Source organism: Rhodovulum marinum, assembly GCF_004343075.1.
In the GTDB taxonomy this organism is placed as follows: Bacteria; Pseudomonadota; Alphaproteobacteria; order Rhodobacterales; family Rhodobacteraceae; genus Rhodovulum; species Rhodovulum marinum.
In genome coordinates this window covers 164,914-184,827 of the sequence record NZ_SLXP01000007.1, presented here as the reverse complement: position 1 = coordinate 184,827, position 19,914 = coordinate 164,914, and the positions used below count along the sequence as shown (strand labels likewise).

Sequence of the window (19,914 nt, the reverse complement as noted above, 5' to 3'; positions counted from 1 at the left end):
AGGTCCGGGTCATGCGCTTTCAAAGCCCCCTCGTGCGCGGTCGGCTGATCCGCCGCTATAACCGGTTCCTGGCCGACGTGACGCTGGACAGCGGGCAGGCGGTGACGGCGCATTGCCCGAACCCCGGCTCGATGATGGGGCTGAAGGAGCCGGGCCTGCGCGTCTGGCTGGAACCCAATGACGACCCCAGGAAGAAGCTGCGCTATGGCTGGCGGCTGGCGGAGCTGCCCGGCGGGCACTGGGCGGGGATCGACGCGGGCCTGCCCAACCGGGTGGTGCGCGAGGCGCTGGAGGCGGCCCGCGTGGCGGAATTCGCGGCGTATGGGCAGGTGCGCGCCGAGGTGAAATATGGCGAACGCAGCCGGGTGGATTTCCTGTTGACCGGGGCGGGGTTGCCCGACGCCTATGTCGAGGTGAAGAACGTGCATCTGCGCCGCGCGGGCGACTGGGCCGAGTTTCCCGACAGCGTGACGGCGCGCGGCGCGAAACACATGGCCGAACTGGCGCGGATGGCGCAGGCGGGGCACCGGGCGGCGGTTCTGTACCTGGTGCAGCGCAGCGATTGCGCGCGGTTCCGGCTGGCCGCGGATATCGACCCCGCCTATGCGCAGGCGGCGCGCGCGGCCGCCGCGGCGGGGGTCGAGATGTTGTGTTACGGCACCGCGATCGACACGGGCGGCGTGACGCTGGCCGCGCCGCTGCCGGTGGACCTTGCGCCGCAGGGTTAGGGCCTGCACTGGCCATTGCCGCGATGCCGCATTATGTTGCCGCGCGAGGGGCCGAGGAGTTGCCAGTGGACGAGAAAAGGCGGACCCGCCGCAACAGGGACAACATCCGCATCCATGAACGCGAGGATTTCGCGGGCATGCATGCGGCCGGGCGGGTTGCGGCCGAGATCCTGGACGAGATCGCCCCCGCGGTGCATCCCGGCCAGAGCACCGGCGAAATCGACCGGCTGATCACCGAAATGGTCGAGGCCAAGGGCGCGACCTCGGCCACCATCGGCTACAAGGGGTACCGGCACGCCAGCTGCATCTCGGTCAACAACGTGGTCTGCCACGGCATCCCCGGCGCGCCGATCCCGAAAAGCGGCACCGAGACGGTGTCGAAGGACCTGGAGAAACGGCGCAAGGATGACGTGCTGGTCGATGGCGACATCCTGAACATCGACGTGACGGTGATCGTCGATGGCTGGTTCGGCGACACCAGCCGGATGTACGTGGCGGGGAAACTGTCGCGCAAGGCCGAGCGGCTGATCCAGGTGACCCATGACGCGCTGTTCAAGGGGATCGACGCGGTCAGGCCCGGCAACACCTTCGGCGATATCGGCCACGCGATCCAGACCTATGTGGAAAGCCACAAGATGAGCGTGGTGCGCGATTTCTGCGGCCACGGGCTGGGGCGGGTGTTCCACGCGCCCCCCAACGTGCTGCATTACGGCCAGAAGGGCGCCGGGCCGGTTCTGGAAGAGGGGATGTTCTTCACCATCGAGCCGATGGTGAACCTTGGCCGCCCCGAGACCGGGGTGCTGGCCGATGACTGGACGGCGGTGACCCGCGACAAGACGCTGTCGGCGCAGTTCGAGCATTCCATCGGCGTCACCGCCGAGGGCGCCGAGATCTTCACGCTCTCGCCGGCGGGGCTGTTCCACCCTACCTATCGCTAGGCCGCCCCCGATGCCGGGCGCGCCCGTCCGCCGGAAAGGAGCGCCGATGCCCCAGATGCGACCCAGATTCCGCCCGCTGGCCCCTGGCCGGGGATGCCGATGACCGCCGCGCAGGACCATCCGCACCCCGTGGGCTGGCGGCTGACGCCCGCGCGCTGGATCGTCGCGATCCTGGCGCTGGCGGCGATCGTCGTGTCGATCTGGCAGCTGGAATCGGAACGCGCGGGCATCCTGATCGAACCCGTGCCCGGCACCGGCACGACGCCCACCACCGTTTACCGCCTGCCGGATGCGGGGCCCGCGCCGGTGGTCATCGTCTCGCACGGATTCGCGGGGTCGCGGCCCTTGATGCAGGCGACCTCGCTGACCCTGGCGCGGGCGGGCTATGCCGCCGTCGCGTTCGACTACGAGGGGCACGGGCGCAACCCGGTGCCGATGTCGGGCGACCTGGACAGCCCCGAGGGCACGGCGATCCTGTTGATGGCCGAAACCGATCGGGTGATCGACGCCGCGCTGGCCCAGCCCTGGGCGGATGGGCGCGTGGCGATCATGGGCCATTCCATGGGCAGTTACATCGCGGTGCGGCAGGCGGTGGTCGATGACCGGCTGGCGGCCACGGTGGCGGTGTCGATGTCGGACGATTCGATCACCGCGACCGACCCGCCGAACCTGTTGATGATCCAGGGCGAGTGGGAGGGGCGGCTGATCCCCGACGCGCTGGCCGCGCTGCACCGCGCCGACCCGGCGGCGGGGTTGGGCGACACGGTGGGCGACCCGGCCGAGGGCACCGGGCGGCGCGCGGTTCTGGCGCCGAACGTGGAACATGTCGGGGTGATCTGGTCGCCCACCATGCTGCGCGAGGCGCGGGCCTGGCTGGACGCGACATTCGGGCGGCAAAGTTCGGGCGACGTGGCGCATATGGGCGGCTGGGTGGCGCTGTTGCTGACGGGGATCGTGGCGCTGGCCTGGCCGCTGGCCCGCCTGGGCGGCAAGACCCACCAGGCGCGGCCGAAACCCCTGCCGCGCAACCGTTTCCTGATCGCGGCGCTGCTGCCGGCGGTGGTGGTGCCGCTGGTGCTGGCGCCGGTGAACACGCGGTTCCTGCCGGTGCTGGTGGCCGATTACCTGGCCGTGCATTTCGCGCTGTATGGCGTGCTGGTGCTGGCGCTGCTGGCGTGGTGGGGCGAGGTGCGCTGGCCCGGCTGGCGCGAGGTGGGGCGCATCCTGGGGCTGGCGGGGCTGGTCGCGTTTTATGGCATCGGCATCTACGGATTCGCGATGGATCGCTACGTGACCTCGTTCTTTCCCAACCCCGAACGGGCGGTGATCATCGCGGCGATGGCGGTGGGCACGGTGCCCTACATGCTGGGCGACGCGCTGATGGTCGAGGGCGGGCGTGCGCCGCTGTGGCGCAGCCTGACGGCGCGGGGGGCATTCCTGGCCTCGCTGGGGCTGGCCACGGCGCTGGATTTCAGCGGGCTGTTCTTCCTGCTGGTGATCCTGCCGGTGGTGCTGTTGTTCTTCCTGCTGTTCGGGATGATGGGCGGCTGGGTGGGCCGCGCCTCGGCCCGGCCGGCGGGGGCGGGGATCGGGCTGGGGCTGTTTTTGGCCTGGGCGCTGGGCGTGACCTTTCCGATGTTCCAGATGGCGTCCTGAGCGCGGTCAGGGCGTCAGCATGCGGATTGCCGCCATTCCCGCGTCGGACAGGTCCAGAAGCCGCGCGAGGTAATGTTCGCGCACGGCAAAGCCGCGTTTCCCCTCGCCGGTAAAGGCATCCTCCATCGCGTCGATCAGGCGATTCAGGCGGCGTTGGTGCAGCCCCAGCGCGGTTTGCACCGGGTCGGCGATCACACCTGCGAAGGCTGCCACCAGCGCGCCCATGGCGACCAGCCCAACGGTCAGCGCGGCGATCAGCCAGGGCGAGACGGCGACCGGGAACAGGCCATACCACGCCGTGCCCATCAGCCCGCCCAGCGGAAAGGCCGCCACCGCCGCCTGGTGGGCCAGCACGGCGGCCAGGCCGGGGGCGAAGGACACCATGCCCGGTGTGACCGACTGGAACACGATCGCGCCCGCGCCCAGCGTGCCCAGCGCCGTGGTCATCTCGGCCACGGCGGACCGCGTGCCGCCATAGTCCGACAGGGCGCGCGCGGTCAGGCGGCCCGCCTCGCGCCGTTCCGCAACCAGCCGGGCCAGGGCCGGTTGGGCCAGCATGGCGCGGGCCAGCGCGTCGGCCTCGCTGGTCTTGCCGGGGCCGTCCCAGGGCAGCTCCAGCAGGTCGACGACGATGGCGCGTTCGGCGGCCCGGGCGACCGCGGTGGGCAGCAACACACGGCGCGACAGCAGCCAGTCGGCGGTGCGCCGCGCGCCCAGACGGCCCGCCGCCCAGCCGCCCAGCCGCGACAGGATCAGCACCGGCGACAGCACCACGTTGACCGGTGCCTTGACGATGTCCCAGCCCAGCGCGTGGCGATGCAGCCGGACCGTGCCGCGCAGCCCGAACTGTGCCCGCACGAAACCGGGCACGCGGGCGCGCCGCGCGGCGAAATAGGCGCGGGCAGCGGCGATCAGCGCGGCATCGGTGGCGGGGGCAAGCGCGGTCATGGACGATCAGATGGGGGGCCGGGTGCCGGCCCGCAAGCGGGATCAGGCGTGGCGCAGGATCGCGATCCGCGTGTCGCCGTAGCGCCGGGTATCCAGCAGGTCCACGCCCTCGGGCGGGGCGATCTCGCCGCCCTCCTCCCAGACGATCAGCGCGCCGGGCGCGATCCAGCCGCCCGCCAGGGCCGCGGCCAGTGCCTTTTCGCCCAGCCCCTTGCCATAGGGCGGGTCGAGGAACACCAGGTCATGGGCCGCGCCGGGGTTTTCGCCCGGCCGCGTCGCGTCGCGGCGGATCAGGGTCGTTGCACCCTCGGCCCGGCATTTCGCCACGTTCTCGCGGATCAGGGCGGCGGCCTTGGCGCCGTTTTCGACAAAGGTGACATGCGCCGCGCCGCGCGACAGCGCCTCGAGCCCCAGCGCGCCGGTGCCCGCGAACAGGTCCACCACATGGGCGCCGGTCACCGGGTCGCCATAGGGGCCGTTCACCAGAAGGTTGAACAGGCTTTCGCGCACCCGGTCGGTCGTGGGGCGCAGATGCGCGCCCGCATCGCCCTTGCCGACCGAGGCCAGCCGAAGGCCCCGGTGCTGGCCCGCGATGATCCTCACGCCGCCATCAGCGCCTTGAGGTCGCCCGCCGCCACCGCGTCCGGGTCGGGCGAGCGGCCCGCCTCGATCAGGCGCTTGGCGGTCATGTAGGCGCGCGGGTCGTTCATCGCGTCGACGGCCAGAAGCTCGGCCCCGCGGTAATACCAGTGGCTGACCGCGCCCGCGCGGTCGCCGGGGCGGATCACCACGCGATCATGGCCCAGGTTCAGCCCGGCGATCTGCAGTTTCACGTCGTACTGGTCGGACCAGAACCACGGTTTCGGGTCATAGGGTGCGTTCGCGCCCAGCATGTTCGCGGCCACCGCCTCGGCCTGGTCGATGGCGTTCTGCACGCTTTCCAGCCGGATGCGCGCGCCGCGATAGGGCAGGCTGGTGCAATCGCCCGCGGCCCAGATGGCCGGGTCGGAGGTGCGGCCCATCGCGTCCACCGCGATGCCGTGGGCCACGTCCAGCCCGGCGGTTTCGGCCAGTTCGGTGGCGGGTGTCACGCCGATGCCGACGATGGCGAAGTCGAGATCCAGCACGGTGCCATCGGTCAGTTCGGCCCCGGTCACGCGGGTGTCGCCCAACAGGCGCACCAGCCCCGTGCCCTCGCGCAGGTCGACGCCATGGGCGCGGTGCAGGTCGCGGAAATACGCGGATGTCTCGGGGGCGGCGACGCGCTGCAGGATGCGGTCGGCGGCCTCGATCAGGGTGACCTGCAGGCCCTTGGCGGCGGCCACCGCCGCGGCCTCCAGCCCGATATAGCCGCCGCCCACGATCAGCACCCGCGCGCCCGGGCGGAAGGCGGGCGCCATGCCGTCCACGTCGGCCAGCGTGCGTACGACATGAACCCCGCCAAGCGCGCCCCCGATGGCGCCGGGCAGGCGGCGCGGCACCGCGCCGGTGGTCAGGGCAAGCTGGTCATAGCGCAGCGCCTGCCCGTCCACGATCACCGCGCGGTCGGCCCGGTCGATGGCCACCGCGGTCTGCGACAGGCGCAACTCGATGTCGTTCTCGGCATAGAATTCGGGCGGGCGCAGGTACAGCCGTTCGACGCCCATCTCGCCAAGCAGGTATTTCTTGGACAGCGGCGGGCGCTGGTAGGGGGGGGCGGGTTCCTCGCCGATCAGGGTGATCCGCCCGGCAAAGTCCAGTGCCCGCAATTTCGCGGCCAGCGCCGCGCCCGCCTGGCCGGCGCCGATGATGACGATGTGGGACATTGGGCCTTCCGCTCTGGCATGATCCGGGCCAGACACTATCTGAGGCGGGAAAGCGTTTGCAATCCACGAGGAGGGACAGAGATGACGATTTCCACCGGCGACCGGCTGCCCGAGGCCACCTTCATCCAGCTTGGCGCCGAGGGGCCGCAGGAGGTGAAGCTGTCCGAGAAACTGGCGGGCCGCAAGGTGGCGCTGTTCGCGGTGCCGGGGGCGTTCACGCCGACCTGCCATTCGGCCCATGTGCCCAGCTTCGTGCGGGTGATGGACGGGCTGAAGGACAAGGGCGTGGACGAGGTGATCTGCGTTGCCGTCAACGACCCCTTCGTGATGAAGGCCTGGGGCGAGGCGACGGGGGCGACGGATGCCGGGATCACCATGCTGGCCGATGCGGACGGCGCCTTTACCAAGGCGATCGGGATGGATTTCACGGCGCTGCCGGTGGGTCTGGTGGCGCGGTCGAAACGTTACGCGATGCTGGCCGAGGATGGCGTGGTCACGGTGCTGAACGTCGAGGAAAGCCCCGGCGAGTGCGAGATCTCGGCGGGCGAGGCGCTGTTGGCGGCGATCTGAAAACGGCCGGAATCAGCGATATGAATCGCATATGAATTCCATATGAATCGCATATGACTCTTGTATGAGGGTCAGCCCGGGGATCGGCGCGCCAGAAGCGGGCCGATCACCGACACGTCCATGACGTTTTCCCCGCATTGCCAGCGGTCGGGCAGCCGGGCCATGCAATCGGAATGAAGCGCGCGCAAGGTGTCGCTGGTGGCCAGCGCGTCCAGCGGCCCGGCATAGATGCCGCGCCGCGCCATGTCGCGCTGAAGCAGGTAGATCGCGAAATTCGGATTGGCCGCGTAAAGGTCGCGGGCGAGTGCGAGGCCAAGCCGCTGGTGGTCGCGCTCCAGCCGGTCGGCCAGCGCGGGGTACCTGGCCGTCTGGCGGGTGGCCGAGATGTCGATCGTCAGGGCCAGCCTGGCGCGTTCGGCCGGGGACAGGAGATCCGCGAACCGGTCCAGCAGGGCGCGGGCGGCGGCGCGGTCGCGGGCCACGTTCATGCCATTGCCGTCGCGCAACAGCCGCACGAGAAAGCGCAGCGCGTCCGGGTTGCCCGCCTCGGCGGCCTGTTCCAGCAGGGCGCGAGACTTGGGGCCCGAGGCGCGCATGCCGATGCCCCACATGCGGCGTTCGGCGTCCAGAACGGCGATGCGGTCCTGTCCGGCGGCGCGGGCGCGGTCGGCAAAGCCCGCGAATTTGGCCCGCGAATTGGGCGGCAGGTAGCCATACATCGCGCCCTCGGCCAGGGTGGTCCAGGCGCTGGCGCGGCCCATTTCGCCCGCGCGGCGCAGCAGGGTTTCGGCCCGGGCCGGGTCGCGCTGGCCCCACATCAGCCAGGCGCCGTATGTTTCCAGCCCCGCGCCGTCGCCCGCGCGCGCGGCGGATTCGAACAACTCGACCGCGCGGGGGATGTTGTGATCGACGCCGGGCCCATCCAGCAGCACGGCGCCAAGCGCGACCTGCGCGCCGGTGTCGCCGGTGGCGGCGGCCTGTTCCAGCATGGCAAGGCCGGTGCGGGTGTCGGGCGCCATCACCCAGCCCTGCACAAGCTGTTCGCCGAGAATGCGCAGCGCCTCGACATCGCCGGCCTGGGCGGCCTGTTGCAAAAGCGCCCGGGCGCGGTCGGGGTCGGGCGCGGTCACGTCGCCCCACAACAGCGCGGCGCCCAGCGCGGTCCGGGCGCGGGTGTCGCCGGCCTGCGCGGCCTCGTCCAGCAGCGGCAGCGCGCGGTCGGGTTCGGCGGGCAGGTAGAAGCCGTCGAGAAGGATCTTGCCCAGGCTGGCCTTGGCGCGCAGGTCGCCCGCCTGTGCCGCCTGCTCCAGCAGGGCGATGCCGGCCGGCACGTCCTGCGCCCCGCCCAGGCCATAGACCCGCGCCTCGCCCACCATGCGCTGGGCCTCGGGGTCGCCGGCCTGCGCGGCGGCGATCAGCGCCGGCACGTCCAGCGTTTGCGCGCCGGCCATGGGGGCCGCCGCAAGAACTGCCGCAAGAAGGATACTGCGCCGAAGCTGCCCCGCCATTGTCCTGACCTTTCAGACCGTTACGGTGCGAATGCTAGGGGCCGCGGCGGGCGGTGGCCAGTGCAAAATCGGCGCAGGGCGCAGCGCGTTCAGGCCAGCGCGTCCATCTTGCGGGCCAGTTTCACGTCCAGCATGGTCAGCCCGCCCGCGTCATGGGTGGACAGCGTGACCTGCACCGTCTTGTAGACGTTGAACCATTCGGGGTGGTGGTTCAGTTTCTCGGCCCAGAGCGCGGCGCGGGTCATGAACCCGAAGGCCGCGACGAAATCCTTGAATTCATAGGTCTTTTCGATGGCATCCCGGCCCTTGGTCTTGGTCCAGCCATTGGCCAGCAGGGGGGCGAGGTCGGCCTTGCGTTCGGCATCGGTCAGCTTGGCGGTCATGTGTCCTCCGTCATCGTCTTTCGGAACGGGCCGTAATCGGTCATCACCTCGATTTCCTCTTCGACGGCGTCGCGTTCGGCCACGAGATATTGTTCGATCGCGCCGCGAAAGCCCGGATCGGCGATCCAGTGCAGCGAATGGGTGGCCACCGGCAGGTAGCCGCGGGCGAGCTTGTGCGCGCCTTGCGCGCCCGCCTCGACGGTGTCCAGGCCGTGCGCGATGGCGTGGTCGATGGCCTGATAGTAGCACAGTTCGAAATGCAGGCAGGGGTGATCCTCGACACAGCCCCAGTAGCGGCCATACAGGCGGCTGCGCCCGATGAAGTTCAGCGCGCCCGCCACCGGTTCGCCGTCGCGTTCGGCCAGCACCAGGAGCATGTCGTCGCGCAGGGTGTCGTGGGCGCGGTCGAAGAACGCCCGCGTCAGGTAGGGCGTGCCCCATTTGCGCGCGCCGGTGTCCTGGTAGAAGCGCCAGAAGGCATCCCAGTGGCCGGGTTGGATCGTCTCGCCCGTATAGCCGGTGATCGTGCCACCGAAGCCCTGGGCGGTGGCGCGTTCCTTGCGGATGTTCTTGCGCTTGCGCGAGGACAGCGAGGCGAGGAAGGCGTCGAAATCGGCATAGCCCGCGTTTTCCCAGTGGAATTGCTGGGTGACGCGGGGCAGCAGGCCCAGGTCGGCCCCGGCACGCGCCTCGGCCTCGGTGCAGAAGGTGGCGTGCAGCGAGGACAGCCGGTTCTGCGCGGCCAGCCGGATCGCGCCCTGCACCAGCGCGGCCATGCCCGCCCGTTCGGCCCCGGGCCGGGTCAGGAACCGCCGCCCCGTGGCGGGGGTGAAGGGCACGGCGATCTGCAGCTTGGGGTAATAGCGCCCGCCCGCGCGTTCATAGGCATGCGCCCAGTTGTGGTCGAAGATGTATTCGCCCTGGCTGTGGGTCTTGGCGTAAAGCGGGGCCACCGCGATGATCTGGCCCGCCCGGCGCGCGGCCAGGTGGTGCGGCTGCCAGCCGGTGCCCGCGCCGACGGACCGGCTGTCCTCCAGCGCCTTGAGGAACCGGTGCGTGGTGAAGGGGTCGTCGGGGCGGCCGCCATCGGCCGCCTCGGGGCAGGCGCAAGCGTCCCACTCGGCGGCCGGGATATCGGCCAGCGACGACAGAACCTCGATTTCGACTTGCTCTGCGGGCATCCGTGCTTTCCTGCCTTGCCCGGTCAGATGGGCCGGGGCGGGCCGAGGTCAAGCCGGCAGAACGGGCCGGGCCGCGGCATAGCCCTCGAAGGTGACGTTCTGCGCCAGAAGCCGGGCGGTTTCCTCGTCGCGCGGGGATTTGACCGTCCAGCACAGAACCGCCGCCCCCTGCAGGCGCAGTTCGGCCACCCGCGGGCGGGAAAGGTCGGACCAGCGATGCGAGATGAAGGCGGCCTCGATCCGGTCGAAATCGGGAATGCCGCGCAACAGCTTGCGGGTGGGGGCGTGCAGGCGCGGCCAGTGCAGCCGCTCGAACGCGCAGGTGGTCAGGCCGCGCGCCACGTCGGGGGCGGCCATCGCGAAATCGGCGACCGAATGGGGGTTGAAGGACATCACCGCCACGGGGCCGGCATAGCCCGAAACCGCGCGCGCGACGGCGCGTTCGATCCGGCCCACGTCGCGGCCCATGGCACCGTCGGGGTCCTTGATCTCGACCAGCAGGGGCACCCGGCCCGCGACCTCTTCGAGAACCGCCTCGAGCGTCGGGATGCCGGTCTGCCCGCCGGTCAGACGGATTTCGGTCAGTTCGCGGGCATTGCGCCGGGCGATGCGCCCGGTCTCGCCGGTCAGCCGCTTGAGGTCGTAATCGTGAAACACCATGGGCACGCCGTCGGCGGACCCCTGGATGTCGATCTCGATGCCGTAACCGGCCGCCACCGCGGCGCGCACCGCCTCGATCGAGTTCTCGGGCCGCCCGGCGGCACGGTCATGCAGCGCCCGGTGGGCGATGGGCGCGTCCAGGAAGGCCCGGGGCAGCGGTGTCATCGGATTTCGAAAATGCCCTCGATCTCGACCGCGACGCCGAAGGGCAGCGAGGCCGCGCTGACCGCCGAGCGCGAATGCCGCCCGGCATCGCCCAGCGCCTCGACCAGGAAATCCGAGGCGCCGTTGATCACCTTTGGCTGGTCGCCGAATTCGGGCGTCGAGTTGACGAAGCCGGTCAGTTTCACCACCCGTTGCAGCCGGTCGAGATCGCCGCCGCAGGCCGCCTTGACCTGCGCCAGAAGCCCGATCGCGCAGGTCCGCGCAGCGGCGGCACCCGCGTCCACATCCATGTCGGCACCCAGCTTGCCGGTGAGGAAGGTGCCGTTCTGCATCGCGATCTGGCCCGAGACGAACACGAGGTCGCCCGAGACCACGTAAGGCACGTAATTGGCCGCCGGCGCGGGCGCCTCGGGCAGGGTCACGCCCATCTCTGCCAGCCGTGTTTCGAATCGTCCGCTCATGGGCTCTCTCCTTGTGGCCTGTCCCGACGCGGGCGACGCTACAGCCGCGCCGAAGCGGGTGAAACCGAAAAATGAAGACGTTCGGACGGCTTGGAACGGGGCTTGGCCCTTGTGATCCGCGGCGCGTCATGGTTCCGTAGCCGGGTTCTTTCACCTGATCCGGATGCTGCCAGTGCCCGCCCTTTCGACCGACCGTCTTCGATGGCCGCGCCACGTCGCGGCCGCCGCCGCCCTGGCCGTTCTGGCCGGCTGTGCCGCGCCGATTCCCGGCGGGGTTTCAGACCCCTACGAGGTACAGAACCGCGGCGTGCACGATTTCAACGTGGCGCTGGACCGCGCGCTGGTGCGCCCGGCGGCCACATCCTATGGCCGCGTGGTGCCCGACCCGGTGCGCACGGCGTTCAGCAATTTCTCGGCCAACCTGTCACTGCCGGGCAAGGTGCTGAACAGCCTGCTGCAATTGCGCCCGGGCGACGCGGCGCAGAACACGACGCGGTTCTTCGTCAACACCACGATCGGGCTGGGCGGCCTGCTGGACCCGGCGACGCCGATGGGCGCGCCCGAGATCGACACCGATTTCGGCGAGACCCTGCACGTCTGGGGCGTGGCCGAGGGCAATTACGTCGAACTGCCGTTCCTGGGGCCGTCCACCGGGCGCGACACGCTGGGCGCGGTGGTCGACCTGGCGATCAACCCGCTGGGCCACCTGCCGCGCGCCGACCAGCGCGAAACCGCGACGGGGCTGAGGGTGCTTTCGGGGCTGGGGGCGCGCTACGACCGGTCCGAGCTGATCGATTCGATCCTTTACGACAGCGCCGACAGCTATGCGCAAACGCGCCAGACCTACCTGCAGAACCGCCGGTTCCAGCTTGGACGGGGCGCGACGCCGGACTATTTCGACCCGTATGAGGACCCCTATGCCGACCCAGATGCCCAGTGACCCCCAACGCCGCGCGCTGATCGGCGCGGGCCTGGCCGCGGGCGCCGTGCTGGCGCTGCCCGGGGCGGCACGGGCGCTGACCACGCAACAGGCGGCGCAGCTGATCGACCGGGTGGTGGCCGATATCAACCGGGTGATCAATTCCGGCCGCTCCGAGGCGCAGATGCTGCCCGAGTTCGAGCGTATCTTCGCCCGTTATGCCGATGTGCCGATCATCGCCCGCTCGGCGCTCGGGGTGGCGGCGCGGTCGGCCAGCGCGGCGCAGATGCGCGCCTTTACCGACGCCTTCCAGGGCTATATCTCGCGCAAGTACGGTCGCCGGTTCCGGGAGTTCATCGGCGGCGAGCTGAAGGTGCGCGAGGCGCGCCCGCTGAAGAATTTCCACGAGGTCAAGACCACCGCGATTCTACGCGGCCAGGCGCCGTTCGAGGTGACCTTCCTGGTTTCGGACCGGTCGGGGCGCGACCTGTTCTTCAACATCTTCATCGAGGGTGTGAATATGCTGGCCACCGAGCGGACCGAGATCGGCGCCCTGCTGGACCGGCGCCGCGGCGATCTGGATGCCCTGATCGAGGACCTGCGCCGGCTGGGCTGATCCGCGGGGGGGCTCTGCCCCCCGTCCTTCGGACTCCCCCCGGGATATTTCGGGCCAGAAGAAGGGGCGAGGTCTTCTTCTGGCTTGAAATATCCCCGGGGTCTGGGGGCGGAGCCCCCAGCCGGTCGCCCCGGCGACAGCCGGGGCGAAACCCGAAAGGCGCGGGGGCTCAGTTGCCGCGGCCGGTGCCCAGGATCGCGCCCAGCACCTCCAGCAGGATGCGTTCGGCCACGTCACCGCCGGTTTCGCGCGGGCGCTCGACCCCATTGCCATCGCCCGAGGAATAGGTTTCGCCGGGATATTGGCCGGGTGCCGTGTCGCGGCGGTCGGGCACCAGCATCGGCAGCGGGCGCGGTGTCAGCCCGTCATGCACGCGCGCCATGGTTTCGTGCCAGATCTCGGCGGGCAGTCCGCCGCCGGTGACGCCCGACAGCGGCGTGTTGTCGTCGTAGCCCATCCAGACGCCGGCGACGTAGTCGGCGGTGAAGCCGATGAACCAGGCGTCGCGCGCCGCCGAGGTGGTGCCGGTCTTGCCCGCGACCTGCCAGCCGGGCAGTTGCGCGCGTTGCCCGGTGCCGGCCTCGACCGCGCGGTGCATCATGTAGACCAGGCTGCGCGCGGCACGTTCGGAGATGACGCGTTCGCCCATGCCGCCTTCCTGGCCCATCAGCGGTTCGGTCTCGCCCTTCAAGCGCAGCTCGACCAGGCCGTAGGGCGTGACGCTGGAACCGCCGTTGAGGATGCCGGCATAGGCGCCGGTCATCTTGATCAGCGTCGATTCCGAGGCGCCCAGGGCCAGGGCCGGGCCGAGCGCCAGGTCGCTGTCGAGGCCGAAATCGGCGGCGATGCGGCGCACGTTCTCGCGGCCGACCGATTCGGAGACCTTCACCGCCGGGACATTGTAGGAATGCTGCAGTGCCTCGGTCAGGGTCACCCGGCCGTGAAAGCGCCGGTCGTAATTCTCGGGCGCGTAGGGGCCGGATCCGGGGACGTTTATCGTGTAGGGTTCGTCGACCACGGTGGCGTTCGGCGTGTAGCCCAGGTCGAGCGCGGCGGCATAGACGAAGGGTTTGAAGGCCGATCCGGTCTGGCGCAGGGCCATGGTGGCGCGGTTGAACCCGCCGATGGTGGTCTTGCGCCCGCCGACCATGGCGCGCACCGCGCCGTCGGCGGACATCACCACGATCGCCGCCTCGGCCTTCGATCCCGGTTTCACCTTGGTTTCGAACACGTCCTTGAGCGCATCTTCGGCGGCCTTTTGCAGGCGCGGGTCGAAGGTGGTGCGGATGATGACGTCCTCGGTGGTGGTGCGGGTCAGGAAATCGGGGCCTGCGCCCATCACCCAGTCGGCGAAATACCCGCCCGAGCGCGATTCGGCGGCCGCCGACAGTTCGGCCGGGTTGGCCTTGGCGATGGCGGCCTGCTTGGCGGTCAGGTAGCCCTGGTCCTGCATCAGCCCAAGGATCAGATTGGCCCGGTTGCGCGAGCGTTCCAGGTTGTTGGTGGGCGCATAGGTGGTCGGCGCCTTCAGCAGCCCCGCGAGCATCGCCGCCTCCGAGGCGTTCACCTGGTTGGCGGACTTGCCGAAATAGCGCTGGGCGGCGGCCTCGAAGCCGCGGGCGCCGGCGCCCAGGTAGGCGCGGTTGAGGTAGATCGTCAGGATCTCGTCCTTGGTGTACTTGGCCTCCATCGCCATGGCGTAGACCGCTTCCTTGGCCTTGCGCGCGAGCGTGGTGCGGCGGCAATCGGCCTCGTACTCGGCTTCGGATTTCCATTGCGCGGGGTCATAGGCCACGCCCAGGCACAACAGTTTCGCGGTCTGCTGGGTGATGGTCGAGCCGCCATGGCCCGACAGCGGGCCGCGCCCTTCGGACAGGTTGATGCGGATCGCGCCTGCGACGCCGCGCGGGCTGATGCCGAAATGGCTGTAGAATCGGCGGTCCTCGGTGGCGATGACGGCGTTTTTCAGGGCGGGCGCCACGGTGGCGGCGGTGATCTGGCCGCCGAACTGTTCGCCGCGCCAGGCAAAGACCTGGCCCGAACGGTCGAGCAGCGTGACCGAGCCGCGGTTGCGCCCGTCCAGAAGCGCGGAGACGGGGGGCAACTGGACGTAGAAGTAGAAGACCGCAAGCCCCACCACGACCGCGCCCATCAGCGCCAGCCGCGAGCCGATGCGCCAGACCAGCCGCAGGATCCAGCGGAAGAGGCCGCCGAAAAACCGTGTCACGGCGTTGCCCGACCGCCGCGTCCTGCGCCGTTTCGTGCCCGTGGATTTGCGCCGGGTGGGCGCGCGTTTCTTCGCGCCCGCCTTCTTGGCGGGATAGCGTCGTTCCGCCACGAGCGGGGGTGTTCTCCGGCCCTTGCTGCCCATTGCCGTTCCGATTGTCTGCTCTGCCTCGGGCCACCTTACCGCGCCCGCCCGGCAATGTGGAGTTCCCAGCCGCTCACGTTTTCGGCTTTCACAACTGCACAAAAAACCATCACGGAAATTAATTTGTGCAAAAATTGTGCAAACTTTCCAGTGCGGCGGCCGTCGGAGGCGGCGGATTCCTTGTCTCCCCGGTGCCGGAGGCCCCTCCTTGCGTCGGTACACCCGCAGGACCGCCTGCCACGTAAACGGAAGGGTCATGACGTGAAACTGATCATTGCTGCAATCAAGCCGTTCAAGCTGGAGGAGGTGAGGGAAGCGCTCACCACCATCGGCGTGCGCGGCATGATGGTGTCCGAGATCAAGGGCTTTGGCTCGCAATCCGGGCACACGGAAATCTATCGCGGCGCGGAATACGCCGTGAACTTCGTTCCCAAGGTGAAGCTGGAAATCGTCGTGGCCGCGGCCATGGCCGACCAGGTTGTCGAGACGATCGCCAAGACCGCCAAGACCGACAAGATCGGCGACGGCAAGATCTTCGTTCTCGACGTGAACCAGGCCGTTCGCGTGCGCACGGGCGAAACCAACGAAGACGCGATCTGAGCGCGCCCCGCGACGATCCGGAAGCAAAAGGACCAGTACAGATGAAACTGACGAAATTCATTCCTCTTGCCGCGGGGCTGGCGCTGCTGCCCGCGCTGGGCTTTGCCCAGGAGGTCGACATGACGCCGCCGAACGAAGAGATCGGCTATATCTTCACCACTTTCATGTTCCTCGTGACCGGCTTCCTGGTGTTCTGGATGGCCGCCGGGTTCACCATGCTGGAAGCCGGCCTGGTGCGCCAGAAGAACACCGCGACGCAGTTGATGAAGAACATGGGGCTCTTCTCGATCGCGGCGATCATGTATTACCTGATCGGCTATAACCTGATGTACCCGGGCGACGGCTGGACCATCTCTAGCACGGTGGGAGAAGACGTTTTCGGGTATCTTGGCGCCTTCGGCTGGACCTCGCTGGAGCCGGTCGGCCTGGCCGATACGGAAACCGACCTGACCTATGCCTCGGTCGGTTCGGACTTCTTCTTCCAGCTGATGTTCTGCGCCACCACCGCCTCGATCGTGTCGGGCACGCTGGCCGAGCGGATCAAGCTGTGGCCCTTCCTGCTGTTCGTCGTGGTCCTGACCGGCCTGATCTACCCGATCCAGGCGTCGTGGAAATGGGGCGGCGGCTTCCTTGCTCCGGACGTTGAGGGCGTGACCGACTTCCTCGACTTCGCCGGCTCGACCGTGGTGCACTCGGTGGGCGGCTGGGCCGCGCTGGCGGGCGCTCTGATCCTGGGGCCGCGCATCGGCAAGTACGGCAAGGACGGGTCGGTGCACCCGATCCCCGGTTCGAACCTGCCGCTGGCCACGCTGGGCACGTTCATCCTGTGGCTGGGCTGGTTCGGCTTCAACGGCGGGTCGCAGCTGTACATGGATACCGCAGGCAACGTGGCCGACATCAGCCGGATCATGGCCAACACCAACACGGCCGCGGCCGGTGGCGCGCTGGCGGCGCTGATCCTGACCAAGGTGCTGTATTCCAAGCCGGACCTGACCATGGTGCTGAACGGTGCGCTGGCGGGCCTGGTGGCGATCACCGCCGAACCGCTGACGCCGTCCCTGGGCATGGCGACCGTGATCGGGGCCATCGGCGGCGTGATCGTGGTGTTCGCGGTGCCGTTCCTGGACAAGCTGAAGATCGACGACGTGGTCGGCGCCATCCCGGTGCACCTGTTCGCCGGCATCTGGGGCACCATCGCGGTCGTGTTCACGAACCCGGACGCGTCGCTCCTCGTTCAGCTGAAATCGATCGTGATCGTCGGCGTGTTCGTCTTCGTGGTCTCGGCCATCGTGTGGTTCATCCTGAAGGCCACGATGGGCATCCGGGTCAGCGAAGAGGAAGAGGTCAACGGCCTCGACATCGGCGAACTGGGCATGGAAGCCTACCCGGAATTCGCCAAGGGCTAGTCATCGGATAGCTAAGAGAGCCTCGGTCAATAACCATTGACCGAGGTTTCTCCTTATTCTATGACGACCTAAGATATTGATTAACTTCCAGGTTGCTTTCATATGGCGGTATTAGCTATTTTAATTGCTGCGCTAATTGCTTGCGCGATTGCCCTGGTAGCGCTTGCTGTTGCGCTTTCGATAGCCGTTACCGCCCTTATAAGTGGCGCCGTTTCAAACTCGATTGGTGAAACAAGCAGAGGTTTGTTCTCTGTGGACTCGCTTCGAGTGCTGTTGGTTTCTTTGGTGCTTGCGGCTATTTTTACAGTTTCGACCGAACTCTACAATCACACAGTCGTGGGTTCTTTTTTGCTCACTCCTGATGGTTACCAATATCCGCCATACGCGCACTACAACACTGGCGATGAAGTCTTCTCGCAGAGTTTTCATCTCAACGTGTATTTCATAGCGGAAAGTGTCGCCGTCCTCACATCGGCTTTCTTTTTAACAATTTGGTCTGCGGCTTTCTCGGATAATACGAAGGTGAAGATGGCGCTACGCTTAGCCGCTTTCGCTATTTTGACTTACTTCACCTTTACTTCATGGGCCTTCCCGCCGTGGCGTGAATCTGACATGTATTTGCTTCTAGGGGTCGACCATCTTTTCCTTGGCAAGCTGTTGGCAGAAATGACGGTATCCATAGATTTTGTGTTTTGGGCGACGTTTTTTCTTACCCTTGCGCCAATCGCCGTCGCTGTTGTAATAATTCTTGGAAAGGAGGCGCAAATATCCAGGTTCTTGATGGCATCCATGGTAGGCTTTTCAATGATTGCTGTCGAGTTAATGGCGGTTGTTCTTTGGGTGGGAATGCGTTTTCACGCTTAGGTTGAACAGCCGCGTGATCTACCCAAGACGCGGTACTATTGCTTGTATATTCTGCTCTAAGCTGCGCGCGCGTTTCGTCTTTTGGACTTAGAGACCCGCGGCCAGCATCGCGCGGGCGACGCGGGGGAGGATCGCCTCGGTCAGGCCCGCGACGTTCATCCGCCCGTCGCCGATGACGTAGACGCCGTGATCGTCGCGCATCGTGGCGACCTGGGCGGGCGTTGCGCCGATCAGCGAGAACATGCCCTTTTGCGCCGCGATGAAGCCGAAGCGGTCGGACCCGCTGAGTTCGCGCAGGGTATCCGACAGCGCGCCGCGGAGGCCCTCCATCCGGGTGCGCATGGCGTCGAGTTCGGTCTGCCAGTCGGCGCGCAGGGCGGGGTCGGCCAGGATGTCGGTCACCACGCGGGCGCCGTGATCGGGCGGGAAGGCGTAGGTCTGCCGGTTCAGGTTCGACAGGTTGCCGCGCGCCAGCGTCGCGGTGGCGGCATCGCCCGCCAGCGCCAGGATCGCGCCGACGCGTTCACGGTAGAGGCCGAAATTCTTGGACCCGCTGACCGCGATCAGCATCTCGGGCAGGTGCCGGGCCAGCAGGCGCAGGCCCGCGGCATCGGCCTCGACCCCCGCGCCGAAGCCCAGATAGGCCAGGTCGACCAGCGGCAGCGCGCCGGTTTTCTGGAGCACGGCGGCCACGTCGGCCCAGTCGGCGGGCGAGAGGTCGGCGCCGGTGGGGTTGTGGCAGCAGCCGTGCAGGATCACCACGTCGCCCGGCCCGGCGCGTTCCAGATCGGCCAGCATGCCCGCGGCGTCCAGCGCGTGGGCGGCGGCGTCGTAATAGCGGTAGGCGACCTGTTCCAACCCGACGAAGCCCGCGATGGCGGCGTGGTTGGGCCAGCTGGGATCGGGGATGAACACCCGCGCGGCCGGGTTGGCCAGCCGCACGAGATCCAACGCGATGCGCACCGCCCCGGTGCCGCCCGGTGTCGCCACGGCGGCCACCCGGTCGGGGGGCGCGGCATCGTCCAGCACCAGCGTGCGGACCGCGTCCAGGAAGGCCGGGTCGCCCTCGATCCCGACATAGCCCTTGGTCGCCTGCGCCTGCCAGATCCGTTGCTCGGCGGTCTTGACGGCGCGCATCACCGGCGTGCCGCCGGCCGCGTCGCGGTAGACGCCCACGCCCAGGTCGATCTTGTCCGCGCGGGGATCGGCGCGGAACTGTTGCATCAGGCCGATGATCTTGTCGGGCGCCTGCGGCGACAGGCGGGTCAGCATCACGCGGGCCCGGTCGCCACGGGCAGGTCGTTATACATGCCCCATTCGGTCCAGGCGCCGTCATAGACCGCGTGGTTGCGGTGGCCGATCAGTTCCAGCGCAAGCGCCAGCATCGCCGCGTTCACCCCCGACCCGCAGGTGGTGATGGCCGGTTTTTTCAGGTCGACGCCGGCCGCTTCGAACACCGCGCGCAGGTCGTCGGGCGATTTCATCGTGCCGTCGGCGTTCAAGAGCGTGGCGAAATGCACGTTCTTGGAGCCGGGGATATGGCCCGAGCGCAGGTTGGGGCGCGGTTCGGGTTCGTCGCCGACGAAGCGGCCGGGGCTGCGGGCGTCGATGATCTCGTAATCCGCCAGCTTGGAGGCGGCGGCGACCTGGGTGACATCCTTGACCAGGTGGGCCTGGCGCTGGACCGTCATGTGCCGGTCGCGCACCACGGGGGGCAGATCCTCGACCGGGCGGCCCTCGGCCAGCCACTTGGGCAGGCCGCCGTCCAGCACGGCGATGTCGGTCTTGCCCATCAGGCGGAAGGTCCACCACACGCGCGGCGCCGAAAAGATGCCGGCCCCGTCATAGACCACCACCTGGTGGCCGTCGCCGAGGCCCATGGCGCGCATCCGGGCGATGAACTTTTCCACCGGGGGCGCCATGTGGGGGATGGCGGATCGCTGATCGGAAATCTCGTCGATATCGAAAAAGCGCGTACCGGGTATGTGGGCGGCGTCGTATTCCGCGCGCCCGTCGCGCCCCATCGTCGGCAGGTACCACGACCCGTCCAGAAGGCGCAGGTCGGGATCTTTCAGATGGGCTGCCAGCCACTCGGTCGAGACCAGCGTCTTCGGATCGTCATAGGCCATGAACCC

Annotated in this window: 20 protein-coding genes; 9 read left to right on the top strand and 11 right to left on the bottom strand. The window is 68.5% G+C overall.

Going from position 1 to position 19,914, the window contains the following annotated elements; translation table 11 throughout:
* Nucleotides 1-11: 11 nt before the first annotated feature.
* The 3 genes from sfsA (at nt 12) to EV662_RS12415 (ending at nt 3,322) form a co-directional block, all read left to right on the top strand.
* Entirely contained in the window at nt 12-728 is a 717-nt protein-coding gene (gene sfsA, locus EV662_RS12425; RefSeq protein WP_132462780.1) for a DNA/RNA nuclease SfsA, read from the top strand.
* Between the two features lie 65 nt (nt 729-793).
* The gene (gene map, locus EV662_RS12420; protein WP_243695839.1) at nt 794-1,666 is read left to right on the top strand and encodes a type I methionyl aminopeptidase; all 873 of its coding nucleotides are present in this window, start codon (nt 794-796) and stop codon (nt 1,664-1,666) included.
* Between the two features lie 99 nt (nt 1,667-1,765).
* Nucleotides 1,766-3,322 carry a dienelactone hydrolase family protein gene (locus tag EV662_RS12415; RefSeq protein WP_132462774.1) on the top strand — a complete coding sequence of 519 codons (1,557 nt, stop codon included), beginning with the start codon at nt 1,766-1,768 and terminating at the stop codon, nt 3,320-3,322.
* Between the two features lie 6 nt (nt 3,323-3,328).
* Here the strand turns inward: EV662_RS12415 and EV662_RS12410 are convergent, their stop codons facing one another.
* From EV662_RS12410 to EV662_RS12400, 3 genes are read right to left on the bottom strand one after another with little or no spacing between them, the layout of a single operon-like run.
* The gene (locus tag EV662_RS12410; protein WP_132462771.1) at nt 3,329-4,270 is read right to left on the bottom strand and encodes a DUF6635 family protein; all 942 of its coding nucleotides are present in this window, start codon (nt 4,268-4,270) and stop codon (nt 3,329-3,331) included.
* A 42-nt stretch (nt 4,271-4,312) separates the two neighbouring features.
* Nucleotides 4,313-4,873: a 16S rRNA (guanine(966)-N(2))-methyltransferase RsmD gene (gene rsmD, locus EV662_RS12405; protein WP_132462768.1), complete on the bottom strand. Its 561-nt coding sequence runs from the start codon at nt 4,871-4,873 to the stop codon at nt 4,313-4,315.
* A complete protein-coding gene (locus EV662_RS12400) occupies nt 4,870-6,075 on the bottom strand; it encodes an NAD(P)/FAD-dependent oxidoreductase (protein ID WP_132462765.1) in 1,206 nt (401 codons plus the stop codon). The genes rsmD and EV662_RS12400 overlap by 4 nt, the downstream gene beginning before the upstream one ends.
* An 81-nt stretch (nt 6,076-6,156) precedes the next feature.
* On the opposite strand from EV662_RS12400, the gene EV662_RS12395 reads away from it, so the two are divergent.
* A complete protein-coding gene (locus tag EV662_RS12395; RefSeq protein ID WP_132462762.1) occupies nt 6,157-6,645 on the top strand; it encodes a peroxiredoxin in 489 nt (162 codons plus the stop codon).
* Nucleotides 6,646-6,716: 71 nt separating this feature from the next.
* Here EV662_RS12395 and EV662_RS12390 read toward each other — a convergent pair whose 3' ends face one another.
* The 5 genes from EV662_RS12390 to EV662_RS12370 form a co-directional block, all read right to left on the bottom strand.
* Nucleotides 6,717-8,096, bottom strand: coding sequence for a tetratricopeptide repeat protein (locus EV662_RS12390; protein ID WP_165915588.1), 1,380 nt, complete (start codon nt 8,094-8,096; stop codon nt 6,717-6,719).
* A gap of 146 nt (nt 8,097-8,242) precedes the next feature.
* Nucleotides 8,243-8,536 carry a 4a-hydroxytetrahydrobiopterin dehydratase gene (locus tag EV662_RS12385; protein WP_132462756.1) on the bottom strand — a complete coding sequence of 98 codons (294 nt, stop codon included), beginning with the start codon at nt 8,534-8,536 and terminating at the stop codon, nt 8,243-8,245.
* Nucleotides 8,533-9,717, bottom strand: a complete 1,185-nt coding sequence (locus EV662_RS12380; protein WP_132462753.1) for a GNAT family N-acetyltransferase — start codon at nt 9,715-9,717, stop codon at nt 8,533-8,535. Before EV662_RS12380 ends, EV662_RS12385 begins: the two co-directional genes overlap by 4 nt.
* A 48-nt stretch (nt 9,718-9,765) precedes the next feature.
* Complete coding sequence (locus EV662_RS12375) at nt 9,766-10,542, bottom strand: glycerophosphodiester phosphodiesterase family protein (protein ID WP_132462750.1); 777 nt, start codon at nt 10,540-10,542, stop codon at nt 9,766-9,768.
* Entirely contained in the window at nt 10,539-11,003 is a 465-nt protein-coding gene (locus tag EV662_RS12370) for a RidA family protein (protein WP_132462747.1), read from the bottom strand. Before EV662_RS12370 ends, EV662_RS12375 begins: the two co-directional genes overlap by 4 nt.
* 172 nt (nt 11,004-11,175) lie before the next feature.
* Between EV662_RS12370 and EV662_RS12365 the strand changes: the two genes are divergently transcribed.
* Both EV662_RS12365 and EV662_RS12360 read left to right on the top strand, forming a co-directional pair.
* Complete coding sequence (locus tag EV662_RS12365; RefSeq protein ID WP_243695838.1) at nt 11,176-11,943, top strand: MlaA family lipoprotein; 768 nt, start codon at nt 11,176-11,178, stop codon at nt 11,941-11,943.
* A complete protein-coding gene (locus EV662_RS12360) occupies nt 11,933-12,538 on the top strand; it encodes an MlaC/ttg2D family ABC transporter substrate-binding protein (RefSeq protein ID WP_165915587.1) in 606 nt (201 codons plus the stop codon). The genes EV662_RS12365 and EV662_RS12360 overlap by 11 nt, the downstream gene beginning before the upstream one ends.
* Before the next feature lie 169 nt (nt 12,539-12,707).
* Here the strand turns inward: EV662_RS12360 and EV662_RS12355 are convergent, their stop codons facing one another.
* Nucleotides 12,708-14,909 (bottom strand): transglycosylase domain-containing protein, encoded by a 2,202-nt coding sequence (locus EV662_RS12355; RefSeq protein WP_132462738.1) that lies wholly within the window; start codon nt 14,907-14,909, stop codon nt 12,708-12,710.
* Nucleotides 14,910-15,170: 261 nt separating this feature from the next.
* On the opposite strand from EV662_RS12355, the gene EV662_RS12350 reads away from it, so the two are divergent.
* The 3 genes from EV662_RS12350 to EV662_RS12340 all read left to right on the top strand — a co-directional run bounded on the left by EV662_RS12350 (nt 15,171) and on the right by EV662_RS12340 (nt 17,779).
* The gene (locus EV662_RS12350) at nt 15,171-15,509 is read left to right on the top strand and encodes a P-II family nitrogen regulator (protein WP_132462735.1); all 339 of its coding nucleotides are present in this window, start codon (nt 15,171-15,173) and stop codon (nt 15,507-15,509) included.
* Nucleotides 15,510-15,550: 41 nt separating this feature from the next.
* Nucleotides 15,551-16,915: an ammonium transporter gene (locus EV662_RS12345; protein WP_132462732.1), complete on the top strand. Its 1,365-nt coding sequence runs from the start codon at nt 15,551-15,553 to the stop codon at nt 16,913-16,915.
* 102 nt (nt 16,916-17,017) lie between these two features.
* Nucleotides 17,018-17,779, top strand: coding sequence for a hypothetical protein (locus EV662_RS12340; protein ID WP_132462729.1), 762 nt, complete (start codon nt 17,018-17,020; stop codon nt 17,777-17,779).
* An 87-nt stretch (nt 17,780-17,866) separates the two neighbouring features.
* Here EV662_RS12340 and EV662_RS12335 read toward each other — a convergent pair whose 3' ends face one another.
* Together EV662_RS12335 and sseA are read right to left on the bottom strand one after the other, a co-directional pair.
* Complete coding sequence (locus EV662_RS12335; RefSeq protein WP_132462726.1) at nt 17,867-19,051, bottom strand: amino acid aminotransferase; 1,185 nt, start codon at nt 19,049-19,051, stop codon at nt 17,867-17,869.
* A complete protein-coding gene (sseA, locus tag EV662_RS12330; protein ID WP_132462888.1) occupies nt 19,051-19,908 on the bottom strand; it encodes a 3-mercaptopyruvate sulfurtransferase in 858 nt (285 codons plus the stop codon). Before sseA ends, EV662_RS12335 begins: the two co-directional genes overlap by 1 nt.
* Nucleotides 19,909-19,914 lie beyond the last annotated feature (6 nt).